Origin of the sequence: Pseudomonas syringae, from assembly GCF_001698815.1 — a bacterium.
GTDB classification, from domain to species: Bacteria; Pseudomonadota; Gammaproteobacteria; order Pseudomonadales; family Pseudomonadaceae; genus Aquipseudomonas; species Aquipseudomonas syringae_A.
Genome location: NZ_LGSI01000058.1, coordinates 73,355 through 92,053 on the forward strand (window position 1 = coordinate 73,355; position 18,699 = coordinate 92,053).

The 18,699-nt window shown below is 58.7% G+C and carries 14 protein-coding genes; 3 read left to right on the forward strand and 11 right to left on the reverse strand.

Going from position 1 to position 18,699, the window contains the following annotated elements; all coding sequences use genetic code 11:
• Positions 1 to 49 precede the first annotated feature (49 nt).
• Positions 50 to 1,078, reverse strand: coding sequence for a 23S rRNA (adenine(1618)-N(6))-methyltransferase RlmF (gene rlmF / locus AFK24_RS20860; RefSeq protein WP_065835024.1), 1,029 nt, complete (start codon positions 1,076 to 1,078; stop codon positions 50 to 52).
• 147 nt (positions 1,079 to 1,225) lie between these two features.
• Here rlmF and AFK24_RS20865 point away from each other — a divergent pair, with 147 nt between their 5' ends.
• Positions 1,226 to 2,737 carry a trypsin-like peptidase domain-containing protein gene (locus AFK24_RS20865; RefSeq protein WP_065835025.1) on the forward strand — a complete coding sequence of 504 codons (1,512 nt, stop codon included), beginning with the start codon at positions 1,226 to 1,228 and terminating at the stop codon, positions 2,735 to 2,737.
• A 101-nt stretch (positions 2,738 to 2,838) separates the two neighbouring features.
• Here the strand turns inward: AFK24_RS20865 and AFK24_RS20870 are convergent, their stop codons facing one another.
• From AFK24_RS20870 to AFK24_RS20885, 4 genes are all read right to left on the reverse strand, one after another.
• Positions 2,839 to 5,685: a valine--tRNA ligase gene (locus tag AFK24_RS20870; RefSeq protein WP_065835026.1), complete on the reverse strand. Its 2,847-nt coding sequence runs from the start codon at positions 5,683 to 5,685 to the stop codon at positions 2,839 to 2,841.
• A 204-nt stretch (positions 5,686 to 5,889) separates the two neighbouring features.
• The gene (locus AFK24_RS20875) at positions 5,890 to 6,333 is read right to left on the reverse strand and encodes a DNA polymerase III subunit chi (RefSeq protein WP_065835027.1); all 444 of its coding nucleotides are present in this window, start codon (positions 6,331 to 6,333) and stop codon (positions 5,890 to 5,892) included.
• 7 nt (positions 6,334 to 6,340) lie between these two features.
• Entirely contained in the window at positions 6,341 to 6,769 is a 429-nt protein-coding gene (locus AFK24_RS20880; protein WP_065835028.1) for a DNA polymerase III subunit chi, read from the reverse strand.
• Positions 6,770 to 6,828: 59 nt separating this feature from the next.
• Positions 6,829 to 8,319, reverse strand: coding sequence for a leucyl aminopeptidase (locus AFK24_RS20885; protein WP_065835029.1), 1,491 nt, complete (start codon positions 8,317 to 8,319; stop codon positions 6,829 to 6,831).
• Positions 8,320 to 8,649: 330 nt separating this feature from the next.
• On the opposite strand from AFK24_RS20885, the gene lptF reads away from it, so the two are divergent.
• Together lptF and lptG are read left to right on the forward strand one after the other, a co-directional pair.
• Complete coding sequence (gene lptF / locus AFK24_RS20890; protein ID WP_047579341.1) at positions 8,650 to 9,771, forward strand: LPS export ABC transporter permease LptF; 1,122 nt, start codon at positions 8,650 to 8,652, stop codon at positions 9,769 to 9,771.
• Positions 9,764 to 10,825, forward strand: coding sequence for an LPS export ABC transporter permease LptG (gene lptG / locus AFK24_RS20895; protein WP_065835030.1), 1,062 nt, complete (start codon positions 9,764 to 9,766; stop codon positions 10,823 to 10,825). The genes lptF and lptG overlap by 8 nt, the downstream gene beginning before the upstream one ends.
• A 167-nt stretch (positions 10,826 to 10,992) precedes the next feature.
• Here lptG and AFK24_RS20900 read toward each other — a convergent pair whose 3' ends face one another.
• From AFK24_RS20900 to AFK24_RS20925, 6 genes are all read right to left on the reverse strand, one after another.
• On the reverse strand, positions 10,993 to 11,478 hold the full coding sequence (locus AFK24_RS20900; RefSeq protein WP_065835031.1) for an RDD family protein: 486 nt from the start codon (positions 11,476 to 11,478) through the stop codon (positions 10,993 to 10,995).
• 99 nt (positions 11,479 to 11,577) lie between these two features.
• Positions 11,578 to 11,790, reverse strand: coding sequence for a cold-shock protein (locus AFK24_RS20905; protein WP_003175786.1), 213 nt, complete (start codon positions 11,788 to 11,790; stop codon positions 11,578 to 11,580).
• A gap of 393 nt (positions 11,791 to 12,183) precedes the next feature.
• Positions 12,184 to 13,308: a glycine cleavage system aminomethyltransferase GcvT gene (gene gcvT / locus AFK24_RS20910; protein ID WP_065835032.1), complete on the reverse strand. Its 1,125-nt coding sequence runs from the start codon at positions 13,306 to 13,308 to the stop codon at positions 12,184 to 12,186.
• A 107-nt stretch (positions 13,309 to 13,415) separates the two neighbouring features.
• On the reverse strand, positions 13,416 to 16,280 hold the full coding sequence (gcvP, locus tag AFK24_RS20915; protein WP_065835033.1) for an aminomethyl-transferring glycine dehydrogenase: 2,865 nt from the start codon (positions 16,278 to 16,280) through the stop codon (positions 13,416 to 13,418).
• Between the two features lie 10 nt (positions 16,281 to 16,290).
• Complete coding sequence (gene gcvH, locus AFK24_RS20920; protein WP_065835034.1) at positions 16,291 to 16,674, reverse strand: glycine cleavage system protein GcvH; 384 nt, start codon at positions 16,672 to 16,674, stop codon at positions 16,291 to 16,293.
• 397 nt (positions 16,675 to 17,071) lie between these two features.
• On the reverse strand, positions 17,072 to 18,580 hold the full coding sequence (locus AFK24_RS20925; RefSeq protein ID WP_065835035.1) for a sigma-54-dependent transcriptional regulator: 1,509 nt from the start codon (positions 18,578 to 18,580) through the stop codon (positions 17,072 to 17,074).
• Between the last annotated feature and the right edge of the window lie 119 nt (positions 18,581 to 18,699).

Consider the following 18,699-nt stretch of genomic DNA (forward strand, 5'->3'; position numbering starts at 1 on the left):
GCCTGTCCCGGCCTCTTCGCGAACAAGTTCGCTCCCACAAGGCGCTCGATCAGACTTTGATCGAAGCCCAACGCTCCTGCCGCCAGGCTTCCTGCTGCGCCTTGTCGAGGAAGGTCCAGGCCACGAAGCGGCTTTGTTTCTGCCCCTGGCCCATCTCGATGACACGGCTTTCGGCAACGCCGGCTTTTTTCAGAGTGCTTTGAATCAGTGGCAGGTTCGAGGCCTTGGAGACCAGGGTGCTGAACCAGAACACTTGTTTGGGCAAACGCGTGCTTTCGTTGATCATCTGGGTCACGAAGCCGATCTCGCCGCCTTCACACCACAGCTCCTGGGATTGCCCGCCAAAGTTCAATACCGGCAATTTGCGTTTGGGATCGGCTTTGCCCAAGGCGCGCCATTTGCGATGGCTGCCGCGCTGTGCTTCGTCGATGGACGAGTGGAACGGCGGGTTGCACATGCAGACGTCGAAGCGTTCGTCGCTCTTCAACAAATCCAGCAGGATCTGCTTGCGATTGGCTTGCAGGCGCAGGCTGATGGCTTTGCTCAGGCTGTTGGATTTGACGATGGCGGTGGCCGCGGCAATCGCGGTCGGGTCGATATCCGAGCCGAGGAACTGCCAGCCGTAATCACTGTGACCGATCAGCGGATAAACGCAGTTGGCGCCCATGCCGATGTCCAGCGCCTTGATCGATGCGCCACGCGGGATCACGCCTTCGTTGCGCTCGGCCAGCAAGTCGGCCAGGAAGTGCAGATAGTCCGCACGGCCCGGAATCGGCGGGCACAGGTAGTCGGCCGGGATATCCCAGTGCGCCACGCCGTAGAACGACTTGAGCAGCGCCCGGTTGAACACGCGCACGGCGGAAGGGTTGGCAAAGTCGATGCTTTCCTTGCCATACGGATTGATGATCACGAATTCAGCCAGCTCGGGGCTGCTTTTGATCAACTTGGGGAAGTCGTAGCGGCCCTGATGGCGATTGCGCGGGTGCAGCGTGGCCTTTTCCCGCGGCTCGACGGGTTTTGCCGGAGCTTGATGGGCAGGAGTTTTACGCGGAGAGGAGGGTTTGCTCGGGGTCGTCATTGATCTGTCGATTCAGGAGAGGCGTTAGCGCGAGGGCGGCATTGTCCCACATCCCGTGGGGTACCTGTCATTTCTACCAGCTAGACGGGTTGTATTTCCTGTGTTCGGATGATTGTCGTAAGTATACGAACAGGGAGCAATACTGCTATGAAAGCATTTTTCTTTATGATCCTCCTTCTATCTGAGATGTGTATGGCTGCGACCATTTCGGTTGCGGAACATATTATCGATGATCCTTTTATGCCAAAGGCTTCGACGGAGTCAGCACATTATAAGAAACTGGAATATCCAGCCCGTGAGGATTACGATTTCTACCGGGCAATTGGTTTGCTGCAAGGCATCTGCAGTTCATCATTTATCAAGACCAGCAATGACCCTTCCGCGCCAGCGTATCTATTATCTGCCGGGCATTGCGTGCAAGATCTTGATGCGCTGGCTGATAACAGTGTTGTGATAGATAAACCTGTGGAGTTCAGTGCCGCATTCAATAATTTTGTTGATACACAGGACGATAGAATCTTGGTCAATATCGACCAAATCGCCTATTCCACCATGAAGGGCATGGATATCTCGATATTGAGAACTGATAAAACAATCGGTGAGTTACAAGCCCTTAACCTTCAAGCTTTCACGCTGAGCAGGCGTGTCCCCGTCAACGGTGAAGGGACTGTTGTGGCGGGTATGCCTAATGCGGATCCGCTTATGATTGATCGGTGTACAGTCACTGGACGTGTTGATCTTCTGGAGGGTATCTTTCATTTCAATGATTTCCTGGAGAACACCTGTGTGCTCATCGGGGGAATGTCGGGAGGACCATCGTTCAGCGCCGCAACAGATGGGCAGCCAACGGAACTCGTGGCTGTATCGAGCACGGGCGCGGATGAACGTATCTGGCTGGGAACCCCTTGCCACATCAACAAACCCTGTGTCGGCAGGCCAGAAGGTTTCGTTCAGGCTAACAACCATTCCTACATTGTCCCTGTAGCGGGAATACAAGACTGTTTTGACAGTCAGGGACTGTTTCAATTGAGTCATGCAGGCTGCCCGCTGCCGACCCCAACGGGGCTGATCATCGAGAATCATCCCGTCGAAATAACCGGTGCCAGTGCCGCGAGTGAAAATCAGACCTGGAATTTCACGCCGCAGCATCCATCGGGCGGGTTGAAAGTGAAGATGATTGACGTCAGGGGGGCGTCAGATACATGCAAGTCCATGACGGGCTATACACCGGTGGTGTTACCTGGCTTTGATCCGCGACTTGAACAAATACCTGTCCATAAGGAAGGTATCTATCAATACTGTTTGCTTCCTGCTGACAGTCCCACAGCAACTGCTGTCGATGTAATTATGGTCAAGGTCGATAATACACCGTCAGCGGTTCAGCCTGATGTAAGAGTTCTCCCGGGTACTGACAATGCGGTAAAAATATTCTACTCATATATTCTTAATGAAAATTCAAATTTTTACTCTGCGTATGGCCCGCTCGATAGTTTTGTTTGTCCTGTAGTGGGTTCGGGAAGTTATGAGATTGTTGCGCAAATGACCTTTGTTGACGTGCCTTATCCTCGAGTCAAAGTCTGTAGTTATCTCGAAGACTCTGCGTTAAACAAGGGCGTGCTTTATGAACTTGACTATCCACCTGATGGCGCGAAAAAGTGAGGGATGAAGTAGAGAATAATTGGTAAAACCGCGCGCCCCGGAATAAGGGCAAGCAGGATATACAGCTACCCGATAGTTGAGATCGGGTAGCTGTATTGCAGTTACAAACTCGCTATCCGAGCGTGCTGTTCCGCTAGTTTGCCCAAGGCCTGTTCAGCCTCGACCATTTTCGCGCGTTCCTTGGCGATGACTTCCGGCGGCGCCTTGTCGACGAACGCTGCGTTGGACAGCTTGCCGCCCACCCGTTGCACTTCACCTTGCAGGCGCTGGATTTCCTTGTCCAGGCGCGCGAGTTCGGCGTCCTTGTCGATCAAGCCAGCCATCGGCACCAGCACTTCCATCTCGCCGACCAGACCGGTGGCGGACAATGGCGCTTCTGCGCCCGGTGCCAGCACGGTGATGGATTCCAGCTTGGCGAGTTTCTTCAGCAGGTAATCGTTTTCCTTCAGGCGGCGCTCGTCTTCAGCGCTGACGTTCTTGAGGAACAATTGCAGCGGCTTGCCCGGACCGATGTTCATTTCGCCACGAATGTTACGGGTGGCGAGCATCAGGCCCTTGAGCCATTCGATGTCGTCTTCGGCCGCCTGATCAATGCGTGCTTCGTTGGCCACTGGCCAAGGTTGCAGCATGATGGTCTTGCCTTCGACGCCCGCCAGCGGCGCGAGGCGCTGCCAGATTTCTTCGGTGATGAAAGGCATGAACGGATGCGCCAGACGCAGCGCGACTTCCAGCACGCGAACCAGCGTGCGGCGGGTGCCGCGCTGGCGTTCCACGGGTGCGGTTTCGTCCCACAGAACCGGCTTGGACAGCTCCAGGTACCAGTCGCAATACTGGTTCCAGATGAACTCGTACAAGGCCTGCGCTGCGAGGTCGAAACGGAACTGATCCAGTTGGCGGGTCACTTCGGCTTCGGTGCGTTGCAGCTGCGAGATGATCCAGCGATCGGCCAGGGACAGCTCGACCGCTTCGCCGTTCTGACCGCAGTCTTCGCCCTTGTCCAACACGTAGCGGGCGGCGTTCCAGATCTTGTTGCAGAAGTTGCGATAGCCTTCGACGCGGCCCATGTCGAACTTGATGTCGCGACCGGTGGACGCCAGCGAGCAGAACGTGAAGCGCAGCGCGTCGGTGCCATAGCTGGCGATGCCGTCGGCGAACTCGTCACGGGTCTGCTTTTCGATTTTCTTCAGCAGTTTGGGCTGCATCAGGCCGGTGGTGCGCTTGGCAACCAGGTCTTCCAGCTCGATACCGTCGATGATGTCCAGCGGGTCCAGGACGTTGCCCTTGGACTTGGACATTTTCTGGCCCTGGCCGTCGCGCACCAGACCGTGCACATAAACGGTCTTGAACGGGACTTGCGGCGTGCCGTCTTCGTTCTTCACCAAGTGCATGGTGAGCATGATCATCCGGGCGACCCAGAAGAAAATGATGTCGAAACCGGTCACCAGCACGTCGGTGGAGTGGAACGTCTCAAGCGCCTTGGTTTTTTCCGGCCAGCCCAGGGTCGAGAAGGTCCACAGGCCCGAACTGAACCAGGTGTCGAGGACGTCGTTGTCCTGTTGCAGCGCAACGTCCGGGCCCAGGTTGTTCTTGGCGCGCACTTCGGCTTCGTCGCGACCGACGTAAACCTTGCCAGATTCGTCGTACCAGGCCGGAATGCGATGGCCCCACCAGAGTTGACGGCTGATGCACCAGTCCTGGATGTCGCGCATCCACGAGAAGTACATGTTTTCGTACTGTTTAGGCACGAACGCGATGCGGCCGTCTTCGACTGCAGCAATGGCCGGTTCAGCCAAAGGCTTGGTGGACACGTACCACTGGTCGGTCAGCCACGGCTCGATGATGGTGCCGGAGCGGTCGCCTTTCGGCACTTTCAGGGCGTGGTCGTCGACGCTGACCAACAGGCCCGCAGCGTCGAATGCAGCGACGATCTGCTTGCGTGCTTCGAAACGATCCAGACCTGCGTATGCGGCAGGCAGTCGACCATCAACGGTTTCATTGAGGGTGCCGTCGATGTTGAACACCTGCGCCGCAGGCAGCACGTTGGCGTTCTTGTCGAAGATGTTCAGCAGCGGCAGGTTGTGGCGCTTGCCGACTTCATAGTCGTTGAAATCGTGGGCCGGGGTGATTTTCACGCAGCCGGTGCCGAATTCAGGATCGCAGTAATCGTCAGCGATGATCGGGATGCGGCGGCCAACCAGTGGCAGCTCGACGAACTTGCCGATCAGCGCCTTGTAACGCTCGTCTTCCGGGTTCACGGCGACAGCGGCGTCACCGAGCATGGTTTCCGGGCGAGTGGTGGCGACGATCAGGTAATCCAGGCCGTCAGCGGTTTTCGCGCCGTCAGCCAGTGGATAACGCAGGTTCCACAGGAAACCTTTTTCGTCGTGGTTTTCCACTTCGAGGTCGGAAATCGCCGTGTGCAGCTTGGTGTCCCAGTTGACCAGGCGCTTGCCGCGATAGATCAGACCGTCTTCATGCAGGCGCACGAACGCTTCCTTGACCGCGTCCGACAAGCCATCGTCCATGGTGAAGCGCTCGCGGCTCCAGTCTACGGACGAGCCGAGGCGACGAATCTGACGGCTGATGTTGCCGCCGGACTCATCCTTCCATTCCCAGATTTTTTCGAGGAATTTGTCGCGACCCAGGTCGTGACGGTTCAGGCCTTGTGCCTCGATCTGACGCTCCACCAGCATTTGCGTGGCGATACCGGCGTGGTCGGTACCCGGTTGCCACAGGGTGTTGCGACCCTGCATGCGGCGGAAGCGGATCAGGGCATCCATGATCGCGTTGTTGAAACCGTGACCCATGTGCAGGCTGCCGGTGACGTTCGGCGGCGGGATCATGATGGTGTACGGATCACCCGAGCCTTGCGGAGCGAAATAATTCTCGGACTCCCAGGTTTGGTACCAGGAAGTTTCGATGGCGTGCGGCTGGTAGGTCTTGTCCATGCGCGGCGGGAACCTAATTGGCATTAATTCAGGAAAGCCGGCAAGTATAGCGGGGATGAACGGCTGGGCGTAGAGCGGGGCGATCAAACGGGGCAATTTGTCGTAGGACCGGCTTTAGCCGGGAGGGCGTCGGGACTGAGCAGGGAAGTGTTCCGGACGCATTGGCCCTCTCCCGGCTAAAGCCAGTCCTACGGGGCCGTGCCGTTAATTCTGCTGTTGACTGAGCAACCGCTCCATCCTCGCTTCAAGGCGACGTTTGATTTCGGTTTCGATATGCGGGGCGAAGTCGTCGATGACGTCTTGCATGATCAATTGCGCGGCAGCCCGCAGCTCGGTTTCCAGATGCAGCAGGGCATCCGGATTGGCAGCGGGTTTCGGTGACGCTTGTGCCTGAACCGGCTCGGCCTGATGAGCAGGCGGTTGCGGTGTCAGGACCGGGATATCGGCTTCGTCGGTGTCGAAGTCCAGATCATGGCTCAACGCCGGTTTGGCGCCCACCACATCGAACAGCAATGGAATCTGGGTTTCGCTTTTGACCGTATCGGTCAGCAGCGGCGGTTGCAGGGAATCATCGCCGAGCAGTTGCCGGATCGACTCAAGGTCATCCAGCAGGTTGGCGGAGTCTTTCAGGGGTTTCAAAGTATCCATCGTATGCTCAAAGACGCTGTAGCCGGTGATCTTGCAGAGGATAGCCGTGTTCACGATAGAAACGGAAACTCTCTCGTGCGGCCAGACGAATTGCTGGATCTTCGACGACGATTTCCGCTACGCGGGCGAACCGTTTGAAGAACTCGGGGATGCGCAAATCAAGGTTGACCAGCAAATCCTGATGCTGCCCCGGATCGTCCCCCAGGCCCAGAACCACGGGCGAGAGCTGATCGTCTTCGGCGGCACTATGGGGCAGGAAAGCTTCGCCCTTGAAGCGCCAGAGTCGCGCGTCGAGGTCGTCACGTTGCGCGGCATCGCTGCAATGCAGATACACGCGGTGGCCGAGACGCCAGGCTTTTTCGGTCAGTTTGCAGGCAAAGTCCAGGCGAGCCGAAGGTTCGGCGCTGGGAAGAATATAGAAGTCGACTTGGGTCATGTAGAAGTCCGGTACGCAAGATGTGCCTGCCCGATGGCAGGCACATTCATGCAGGCCAGTTATGCGCCGGCGCGGTCGAGCAGGTATTGAGTCAGCAGTGGAACCGGACGGCCAGTGGCGCCTTTGTCCTTGCCGCCGCTCAGCCAGGCGGTACCGGCGATGTCCAGGTGCGCCCACTCATATGCCTTGGTGAAGCGTGACAGGAAGCAGGCTGCGGTGATGGTGCCGCCTTTCGGGCCGCCGATGTTGGCGATATCGGCGAACGGGCTGTCCAGCTGTTCCTGATATTCATCGAACAACGGCAGTTGCCAGGCACGGTCGTCAGCCAGTTTGCCCGCATCCAGCAGTTGATTGATCAGCGCATCGTTGTTGCCCAGCAGGCCGGAGGTATGACCGCCCAGTGCCACGACGCAAGCGCCGGTCAGCGTGGCGATGTCGATCACGGCCTGGGGCTTGAAGCGCTCGGCATAGGTCAATGCATCGCACAGCACCAGACGGCCTTCGGCGTCAGTGTTGAGGATTTCAACCGTCTGGCCGCTCATGGTGGTGACGATATCGCCAGGACGCGTCGCGGTGCCGCTTGGCATGTTTTCGGCGCAAGCCAGCACACACACGACGTTGATCGGCAGCTGCAACTCAAGCACGGCGCGCAGGGTGCCGAACACGCTGGCGGCGCCGCACATGTCGAACTTCATCTCGTCCATGCCGGCCGCAGGTTTGATGCTGATGCCGCCGGTATCGAAAGTAATGCCTTTGCCGACCAGCACGAACGGCTTGTCGCTTTTCTTGCCGCCCGAATAGTTCATGACGATCAAGCGTGGCGGCTGGGCGCTGCCTTGTGCGACAGCCAGAAACGAACCCATGCCCAGTTCAGCGAGTTTTTTCTCGTCATGCACTTCGACTTTCAGGTTTTTGTAGGCTTTGCCCAATGCTTTGGCCTGCTCGCCCAGATAAGTCGGGTGGCACAGGTTAGGCGGCATGTTGCCTAGGTCACGGGTGAACGCCATGCCGGCAGCGATAGCCTGGGCGTGGGTTGCAGCGCGTTCGACGTCGGCAACGCTGAGCTTGTCGGTCAGCAGGGTGACTTTTTTCAGCGCCTTGGGTTCGGCTTTCTGGGTCTTGAAGCGATCGAAAACGTATTCGCCATCGGCCAGGGTTTCCACCAGCAGGCGGGTCTTGCCATAGGTGTCACGGTTCTTGACAGCCAGTTGGTCGACGGCGATGACCGCGTCGGTGCCGCCCAGGCCCTTGAGAATCGACAGCACGCCGCTGATGACTTTCTTGAATTGGCGGTCGGACAATTCCGCGTCTTTACCGATACCGACCAGCAGCACGCGTTCGGCTTTCAGGTTGGGCAGGTTGTGCAGCAGCAGGCTTTGGCCGACTTTGCCGGCCAGGTCGCCGCGCTTGAGCGCTGCCGCGATGGCGCCGCCACTGAGAACGTCGATGGCTTTTGCAGCGTCACTGAGCGCGCGACCTTCGCCCACGGCAACCACCAGCGTGGCGGTCTTCAAGGTTTCTGGGCTTACGCTTTTAACAACCAATTCCATGTCGGGGTCCCCGAATAAACGATGAGCTTTGCGAAATGAATGACGTGCGCGGCAGGGCAGAGGTGTTTCGCATGACGATGCCAGCGACAAGGTCCGCAGTTTGACCCCCGCGCACGACCCCTGACAACCCCGTAAAACGCGCGAGCGGGGCTGCGTGTAGGACGCGTACGTGCGAACTATCCAGAGTGCGCAGTGACAGACCACCTCAATCACAGGATAATGCCGCATATTTTTTTGGTGGTTCCCCTGTTTATCGGGTCTAAACCGTACCGCCGCTGATACCTTTTTCTTGTCCGGCCGCTTGCGCCTGGCAACCCTGGAGTGCCTGGTTTGATTGTCTTCCGTTATCTATCCCGAGAAGTGCTGCTTACCTTGAGCGCTGTCAGCGCCGTGCTGTTGGTAATCATCATGAGCGGACGCTTCATCAAATACCTGGCCCAGGCGGCCTCCGGTGCGCTGGATCCCGGCGTGTTGTTCATGATCATGGGCTTTCGTCTGCCGGGCTTTCTGCAACTGATCCTGCCTTTGGGTCTGTTTCTGGGGATTTTGCTGGCTTACGGCCGGTTGTATCTGGAAAGCGAAATGACCGTGCTCGCCGCCACCGGCATGAGCCAGCAACGCTTGCTGTGGATGACCATGGCCCCGGCGGCGCTGGTTTCGCTGCTGGTTGCCTGGTTGAGCTTCAGCCTGGCGCCGCAGGGCGCGACGCAATTTTCCCTGTTGATCAACAAACAGGATGCGATGACCGAATTCGACACGCTGGTGCCGGGTCGCTTCCAGACCTTGCGTGACGGCAGCCGTGTGACGTACACCCAGGACCTGTCGGACGATCGTTCGAAGCTCGGCGGGGTGTTCATCTCCGAAAAACGTATGTCCCAGGATAAATCCAAGGATCGTGGCATCACCGTGCTGGTCGCTGAAAAAGGCCACCAGGAAATCAAGCCGGATGGCAGTCGCTTCCTGATTCTGGAAAACGGTTATCGCTATGACGGTAATCCGGGCGAAGCCAACTACCGCGCCATCAAATACGACACTTACGGTGCCTTGCTGCCCAAGCCGGACATCAGTGACGAAATCACCGACCGCGATGCGATCCCGACCAGCGAGTTGTTCGGCAACGATACGCCGCGCTACAAGGCTGAACTGCAGTGGCGCGTTTCGTTGCCGATTCTGGTGTTCATCGTCACCTTGATGGCGGTGCCGCTGGCCCGGGTCAACCCGCGCCAGGGCCGCTACCTCAAGTTGCTGCCGGCGATCCTGCTTTATATGGCGTACCTGACGATCCTGATTGCCGCCCGTGGCGCCCTTGAAAAAGGCAAGCTGCCCATGGCGCTGGGCTTGTGGTGGGTTCACGCATTGTTCTTGTTGATTGGCCTGGGACTTCTGTACTGGGAACCGCTGCGCCTGAAAATGGCGAGTCGTCGCAGCGTACCGGAGGTGACCCATGGTTAAGCTCGATCGTTACATCGGTAAAAGTGTATTTGTCGCGATTCTCGCGGTACTCGGGATCATTCTCGGATTGGCCTCGCTGTTTGCCTTCATTGACGAAATGGGCGACGTCAGCGACAGCTACACCTTGCTCGACGCCAGCAGCTTCGTGCTGCTCACCGCGCCACGTCGGCTTTATGAAATGCTGCCGATGGCGGCGCTGATCGGCTGTCTGATCGGCTTGGGCAGTCTGGCCAGCAGCAGCGAACTGACCATCATGCGCGCTGCCGGTGTCTCCATCGGGCGTATCGTCTGGGCCGTCATGAAGCCGATGCTGGTGCTGATGATCGCGGGCGTATTGATTGGCGAGTATGTGGCGCCAGTCAGTGAAAATCAGGCTCAGGCCAATCGCTCGCTGGCGCAAGGCACCGGCGACGCACAAAGCGCACGGCATGGCTTGTGGCATCGCCAGGGTGAAGAATTCATTCACATCAACACCGTGCAACCCAATGGCTTGCTGTATGGCGTGACGCGTTATCGCTTCGACGATCAGCGCCATATGCTGACTTCGAGCTTCGCCAAGCAGGCTAATTTCAAGACCGATTACTGGGAGCTGAAAGACGTCACGACCACGTTCTTCCGCGACGGCAGCACCGAAGTGATCAATACTCCGCAAGAGCGTTGGGACGTGGCCCTCAGCCCGCAACTGCTGAGCACCGTAGTGCTGCCACCTGATTCCCTGTCCATCAGCGGCCTATGGGGTTACGCGCATTATCTGGCGGATCAGGGTCTGAACAGCGGCCGATACTGGCTGGCGTTCTGGACCAAGGTGCTGCAACCGTTGGTGACCGTGGCACTGGTGCTGATGGCCATCTCCTTCATCTTCGGCCCGCTGCGTTCGGTGACGCTGGGACAGCGGGTGTTCACCGGCGTGCTGGTGGGCTTCACCTTCCGCATCGCCCAGGACCTGCTCGGTCCGTCGAGCCTGGTATTCGGCTTCTCGCCACTGTTTGCCGTGCTGGTGCCGGCAGCGGTGTGTGCGGCTGCGGGGATATTCCTGTTGCGTAGGGCTGGGTAGCATCGGGTAAATTGCTGCGATCAAAAAAGCCGACTTCGAGTCGGCTTTTTTGTTTCTCCTGTTGGAGCGAGGCTTGCCCGCGAATCGCAATTCTGGACGATATGTTTATCGTCTGACACGGCGCCTTCGCGGGCAAGCCTCGCTCCCACGGTTGAGTTGAGTTGCATTCACTTCTGCTTGGGAATTCGCACCAGTTGGCTGTTCGAATACATGTCATGCCAGCTGCGCTTTTGCTTGTCGAACAGCGACCAGATGAAGCCAAGCCCGACGCACAGCCACGAAGCGATGGATACCACGAAGCGCAGCAAGGCCTGCCACAGGCTGATGCCAGTACCGTCGGCGTTCTGCACGCGTATGCCCCAGACCTGCATGCCCAGGGTCTGCCCTGAATGTGTCCAGAACTTGGCAAAAAAGCCGAACAGGACGAAGAACAAGAGAGTCGACAGCAACGGGTCGCCGTCCAGGGAACCTGATTCGGACAATGCGCGCAATTTGGCTTCGCCAACGAACGCCATCAGCGCCAGCTTGTAGATGAATGCGGTAATCATCAGTAGCGCAAAGCACAGCAGGGCGTCGTAGCAGATCGCTGCAAGCCGCCGGCCAAGGCCCGCAGCCGGAAATTCACCTTGCGGTCGCAGCAGATGTTTGGACATGGCAAAGCTCTCGGGCAGGGGGAGGACCGACATTTTACGGAATTACGCCCATAAAAAAGCCCCTGATGTCAGCATCAGGGGCTTTTTTAACGAAGAGATTTAAGCTTCCGCTTGAACTTCATCCGCTTGCATGCCTTTCTGGCCCTGCACTGCAACGAAAGTCACCTTCTGACCTTCTTTAAGGCTTTTAAAGCCATTGCCCTGAATAGCGCGGAAGTGCACGAACAGATCCGGTCCGCTTTCTGGAGTGATAAAACCAAAACCTTTCTCGTCGTTAAACCACTTGACGGTACCGCTCTGACGTTGAGACATTTTCTTATTTCCCTGGAACTTGAAATTAATGACCGCTTCTTTCTCATGAAAGAACTGGGGCTGGTTGCAGGAAGTAAGAAACGTAGAGCGGGATGTAGCAAAACTCAGAGCTACTGCCCAGGTCCCGATTCCAGCGACCTATGCAAACACAGTTAGGAAACTCTACGCTATCTCTTGTAACAAAAACAAGCCCCCGCTGAGGCCCGGTTTTGCTGGGTCAAAAGGCTTGTTTTAAATTATTAACCAAACAGGCAGGATCGATAGTTTTTAACTTTCATACGCACTTTTAGGGTGCGTGCCATGGGCTCTAACGGTGCTGGTTTAAACAACGCTATGCAGTTGTATAACTAAGCGGCCCATAGTTATACAACCACATTTTTTTGACGGCAGTTATTAGCCGCGGAAGTAACGCTGTGCTACGAAAGGCATTTTGCTCACTACCATGGGTACTTTCTTGCCACGTACGATGGCCCATACAGGGGTATCCATCGCAGTGAAATCCTTGTCCAGATAACCCATGGCCAACGGGCCGCCCAGGCTTGGCCCGAAACCACCACTGCAAACGGTGCCGATCCCGTTACCGTCGGCATCGACGATTTCCGTGCCTTCACGCACCGGGGTGCGCTCTTGCGGCAGCAGGCCAACGCGCTTGCGGGCCGGAGCCGATTGCTGCTGGGCGAAAATCTGTTCCGCGCCAGGAAAACCGCCAGCACGCGAGCCATCGGCGCGGCGTACTTTGGAAATCGCCCAGAGCAGGCCGGCTTCGATTGGCGTGGTGTCGGTGTTCATGTCGTGGCCATAGAGGCACAGACCTGCTTCCAGACGCAGTGAATCTCGCGCACCAAGGCCAATCGGGGCAACTTCCGGTTCCGCCAGCAAGCGCCGCGCCAGCGCTTCGGCCTGATCGGCCGGGACCGAAATTTCGTAACCGTCTTCACCGGTATAGCCGGAACGGCTGACGTAGCACTCGATGCCCAGCAACGTGACGCTGGCGAATTGCATGAAGGTCATTGTTGCGACTTCCGGCGCCAGGCGCGCCAGGACCGTCACTGCTTGCGGACCCTGCAAGGCGAGCAAGGCGCGCTCGTCGAACAACGGCTGGATTTCACAGTGGCCGGCCAGATGCTTGCGCAGGTGAGCCAGGTCTTCGTTCTTGCACGCGGCATTGACTACCAGCATCAGTTGATCGTTGCCCAGGTTGGCGACCATCAGGTCGTCGAGGATGCCGCCGGTATCATTGGTGAACATCGCATAACGTTGCATGCCAACCGGCAGATCGATGATGTCCACCGGGACCAGCGCTTCCAGCGCCTTGGCGGCTTCGGCGCCGGTCAAGCGGATCTGGCCCATGTGCGACACATCGAACAGGCCGGCTTTTTCCCGGGTGTGCAGGTGTTCTTTCATCACGCCCGCCGGGTATTGCACCGGCATGTCGTAGCCAGCGAATGGCACCATTTTCGCGCCGAGTTCGCGGTGCAAGGCGTGGAGCGGGGTGGTGAGCAGTTGTTCGGTGGTCATGATCGATTTCCTTTTGAAGAGGCGAGGCGCCAGACGTCCGTAGGACCGGCTTTAGCCGGGAGTGCTTCTCTCGCGGCTAAAGCCGCTCCTACGGTCCGATCAGAAAATCACGCCTCTTGATAGCTCTCGATGGACGGGCACGCGCAAATCAGGTTGCGGTCGCCGAACACGTTGTCGACGCGGCCAACCGGCGGCCAGTATTTGCCATCGATCAGCGACTCGACGGGATATACCGCCTGCTCACGGCTGTACGGGTGAGTCCACTCGCCAACGATTTCCGCAGCGGTGTGCGGGGCGTTTTTCAGCGGGTTGTCTTCCTTGTCCAGAGTGCCATTTTCCACCGCGCGGATTTCTTCGCGGATCTTGATCATTGCGTCGCAGAAGCGGTCCAGTTCTTCCTTGGATTCGCTTTCGGTCGGCTCGATCATCAAGGTGCCCGCCACCGGGAACGACATGGTCGGGGCGTGGAAACCAAAGTCGATCAGGCGCTTGGCGACGTCATCGACGCTGATGCCGCTGCTGTCCTTCAACGGGCGCAGATCAAGGATGCATTCGTGAGCCACCAGGCCGCTGCTGCCGGTGTACAGCACTGGATAGTGTTCTTCCAGGCGACGGGAAATGTAGTTGGCATTGAGTATCGCCAGTTGTGACGCCCGCTTGAGGCCTTCGCCGCCCATCATGCTGATGTACATCCAGGTGATCGGCAAAATGCTCGCGCTGCCGAAAGGTGCCGCGCATACCGCGCCTTCCTTGCGCTCCATGGTGCCGTGGCCTGGCAGGAATGGCGTCAGGTGTGACTTCACACCAATCGGGCCAACGCCTGGGCCGCCACCGCCGTGGGGGATGCAGAAGGTTTTGTGCAGGTTCAGGTGGGACACGTCGCCGCCGAACTTGCCGGGTGCGCAGAGGCCGACCATGGCGTTCATGTTGGCGCCGTCGATGTAAACCTGGCCGCCGTTGTCATGCACGATGCCGCAGATTTCGCGGATGCCTTCTTCGAACACGCCGTGGGTCGACGGGTAGGTGATCATCAGTGCAGCCAGGTGATCACGGTGCTCGATGGCCTTGGCGCGCAGGTCTTCGATATCGACGTTGCCCCGTGCATCGCACGCGGTCACAACCACACGCATACCAGCCATGTTGGCGGTGGCCGGGTTGGTGCCGTGGGCGGAAGAAGGGATCAGGCAGATATCGCGACGCTCATCGCCACGGCTCTGGTGATAGGCGCGAATCGCCAGCAAGCCTGCATATTCGCCCTGGGAACCGGCGTTCGGTTGCAGGGAAATCGCGTCGTAGCCGGTGGCGGCGCAGAGCATCGCTTCCAGTTCGTCAGTCAGTTGCTGATAACCGGCGCTCTGCTCGGCAGGTGCGAACGGGTGCAGGTTGCCGAACTCGGCCCAGGTCACCGGGATCATTTCGCTGGCGGCGTTGAGCTTCATGGTGCACGAACCCAACGGGATCATGGTGCGATCCAGCGCAAGATCCTTGTCGGCCAGTTTGCGCAGGTAGCGCATCAGCTCGGTTTCGGAGTGATAACGGTTGAACACCGGATGGCTGAGAATCGCCGATTGGCGCAGCAATGCCCGTGGCAGGCGCGACTCAGCGCTGGCAGCCAGTGCAGCGAAGTCCGGCAGAGTCTGGCCGTCGCCAGCAAAAATGGCCCACAGGCTTTCAACAGCGGCTTGCGAGGTGGTTTCGTCGAACGACAGACCCAGGCGCTGGGCGTCGATTTCCCGCAGATTGATCTGCTGGGCACGCGCCTTGGCGTGCAACGCGGCAGTATCGGCGCCGGTGTTCAGCGTCAGGCTGTCGAAGAAAAATTCTTGCTCGACGTTCAGGCCCAGTGCAGTCAGGCCCTTGGCGAAGATCGCCGTCAAATGATGCACGCGATTGGCGATTTGCGTCAGGCCGCGCGGACCGTGGTACACGGCGTACATGCTGGCAATGTTGGCCAGCAGCACTTGCGCGGTGCAGATGTTGCTCGTGGCTTTCTCGCGACGGATATGTTGCTCGCGGGTCTGCATCGCCAGGCGCAAGGCTTGCTTGCCGTGGCGATCCACCGATACGCCGACCAGACGGCCCGGCATGTCGCGCTTGAAGGCATCGCGCGTCGAGAAGTAAGCCGCGTGCGGGCCACCGAAGCCCAATGGCACGCCGAAACGCTGGGCGCTGCCGATGGCGACGTCGGCGCCGAATTCACCCGGCGGGGTCAGCAAGGTCAGGGCCAGCAGATCGGCGGCGACGGCGACCAATGCATTGGCGGCGTGGAAGCGCTCAACCAGTTCGCGATAATCGAACAGGTCGCCATTGCTGGCAGGGTATTGCAGCAGGGCGCCGAAAAACGCGCTGACATCGCTCAGCTCGGCTTCGTCCGCCACCACAACCGTGATGCCCAGCGGCTCGGCACGGGTGCGCAGCACGTCGAGGGTTTGCGGGTGGCAATGGCTGGAGGCGAAGAACTGATGGCTGCTTTTATTCTTGCTCAGGCGCTTGCAGAAGGTCATGGCTTCAGCGGCGGCGGTGGCTTCATCGAGCAGCGAAGCGTTGGCAATCGGCAGGCCGGTGAGGTCGCTGATCAGGGTCTGGAAGTTGAGCAGCGACTCCAGACGGCCTTGGGAAATTTCCGGCTGATACGGCGTGTAAGCCGTGTACCAGGCCGGATTTTCCAGCAGGTTGCGCAGAATCGGCGCGGGTGTGTGGGTGTTGTAGTAACCCTGGCCGATGTAGGTCTTGAACAGCTGATTCTTGCTGGCAATGGCTTTGATCGACGCCAGGGCATCGGCTTCGCTCAAGCCCGGTTGCATGCCGAGCACGCTGGTGCCCTTGATGCTTTCCGGGATGACGCTGGCGCTCAGGGCTTCCAGCGAGTCAAAGCCCAGGGTCGCGAGCATGGTCTGTTCGTCAGCGGCGCGGGGGCCGATGTGACGGGCGATGAATTCGTTGGCGGTGCTCAATTCGATACGGTCAGTCATGTCGTGCTCCTCAGGCTTCAGCGTTTGCTTTGATCAGGCGGTCGTAGGCGTCCTGATCCAGCAGGCCATCGATGGCGCTGGCGTCTTGCGGGATAAAACGGAAGAACCAGCCTGCGCCCAAAGCGTCTTCGTTGACCAGTTCCGGGGTGCTGTCCAGAGCCGAGTTGACCTCGACCACTTCGCCATCGAGCGGCATATTGATGCTGCTCGCAGCCTTCACCGATTCCACGACCGAAGCCTCGGCGTGTTGACTATAAGCCTGCAATTCCGGGAGTTGCACATACACCACGTCGCCCAGGGATTCTTGCGCATAAGGCGTGATGCCAACCGTGACACTGCCATCGGCTTCGGCACGCAGCCATTCGTGGTCAACGGTAAATCGCAACTCGCTCATAAAAACTCCTCAAGGGGACAAAGGCTCGTGCCAGGCGCGAGCGTAATGGCATTGTCCTTAGCAAGTTTGCGGCCAAAGTCGTTTGGGGTAATGAAATCAGGGGTTTTCAGGGTTTTTACCAAGCCGTGCATGGGCTTGGTGTAGCGAAATCGCTACAGTTTGACGTCGTTGGGAATTGGTTGTTTGCGCAAGGGCCAGGCGGGCATGGCTATGTGGAGGTCGTAGCGATATCGTTACGTCTGTATTGAAATCGCTACATGTGATTGGCGGATGTTGCCTAAATTTGTAGCAGGGAATTTGTTCCCGAAAGGGCAGGTGAATTCACCGAAGAGGTTCAACGCATGCTCCGACGTCCTCCCGGATGAATCCGGTCCTACAAGGATTGCGTCAAATGGCGCTAAACCTTCCCCGAAATCCCGTATTTGCGCAACCGATGGGCAATCGCTGTGTGTGAGGTCTGCAACCGCGCTGCCAACTGGCGGGTGGACGGGTGTTCGCCGTAGAGCTTTTCCAGCAGCGTTTTTTCGAACTGTTCGACGGCCTGCTCAAGGCTGGCGACTTCACCATCATTGACTCCGGCGACCGCAGTGCCGGCGATGTCCAGGTCGCCGATGTCCACCAGATTGCTTTCGCTGATCGCGGCGGCGCGGAAAATCACGTTCTGCAATTGGCGCACGTTGCCCGGCCAGCGGTTGCTGAGCAGCGCCGGATAGGTTCCGGGCGCAAGGCGACACACCGGGCGCTGGATCTGCGCGCACGCCTGCTCCATGAAATACCGCGCCAGCAGCAGAATATCCTGACCCCGATCACGCAACGGTGGCACTTCGAGATTGAGTACGTTGAGGCGATAGAACAAGTCTTCGCGGAACGTGCCTTCGCCGACCATTTTTTCCAGATTGCGATGGGTGGCGCTGAGGATGCGCACGTTGACCTTCACTTCCCTGTCGCCGCCCACCCGCCGAAAACTGCCGTCATTGAGAAAACGCAGCAGTTTGGCTTGCAGGTAAGGCGACATCTCGCCGATTTCGTCGAGGAACACCGTGCCGTGGTTGGCCAATTCCATCAGGCCCGGCTTGCCGCCACGTTGCGCGCCGGTGAAGGCGCCGGGGGCGTAGCCGAACAGCTCGCTTTCGGCGAGGTTTTCCGGGAGTGCCGCGCAGTTCAGCGCCAGGAACGGCGCGCTGTGTCGGGCGCTGGTGGCGTGGCAGGCGCGGGCGACCAGTTCCTTGCCGGTGCCGGTTTCACCCTGGATCAGCAGCGGCGCATCCAGTGTCGCCACCCGTTGCGCGCGGGTCTTGAGGGTGCGGATGGCCGGGGATTCGCCGAGCAAGGCATCGAAACCTTCGGCGTGATCATGGTGCAGCGCGGACAGCCGCTCGCCAATCCTGCTCGGTTGATAAAGGGTCAGCAGCGCGCCGGCATCGGTGATTGGCGTGGCGTCCAGCAGCAAGGCTTCGCCGTTGAGGGTGACTTCACGCAACGGCAGGCGAAAACCGTTTTCCAGCAGTGCGCTTTGCAGGCCGGGATCAGCGAACAACTCAGCCACCGATTCACCGGCCGGTTCGCGACCGATCAGGGTAATCAATGCCGGGTTGGCCAACAGCACATGGCCGGCGCTGTCCAGCGCCAGGACCGGATCGGTCATGGCGGCGAGCAAGGCATCCAGTTGCAGATGGCGGCGCTGGCCGGGGAGGATGTCGACCACGGTGATTGCCTCGACACCCCGCACCCGGAACAGCGCGTCCTTGAGTTCTTCAAGGACCTGATGGCTCAGGGTAGGCGCATCGATATAGACGTTGGGCGGCACCATTTCCACGGCATCGAGGTTGAGATTGCGTCCACCCAGAATGGCCAGGACTTCCTGGGTGATGCCGACTCGGTCGATGAAGCTGACGTGGATGCGCATGGCAAGCTATGGATTCTGGGCCGCGAGGGGGGCGATTATGCCAGTAAATGGCGCACGCCGAGCCACGGTGAACTTGTTGGAGCGAGCGGGCGGCGCTTCCGACTTGCTCGCGAAGGCGA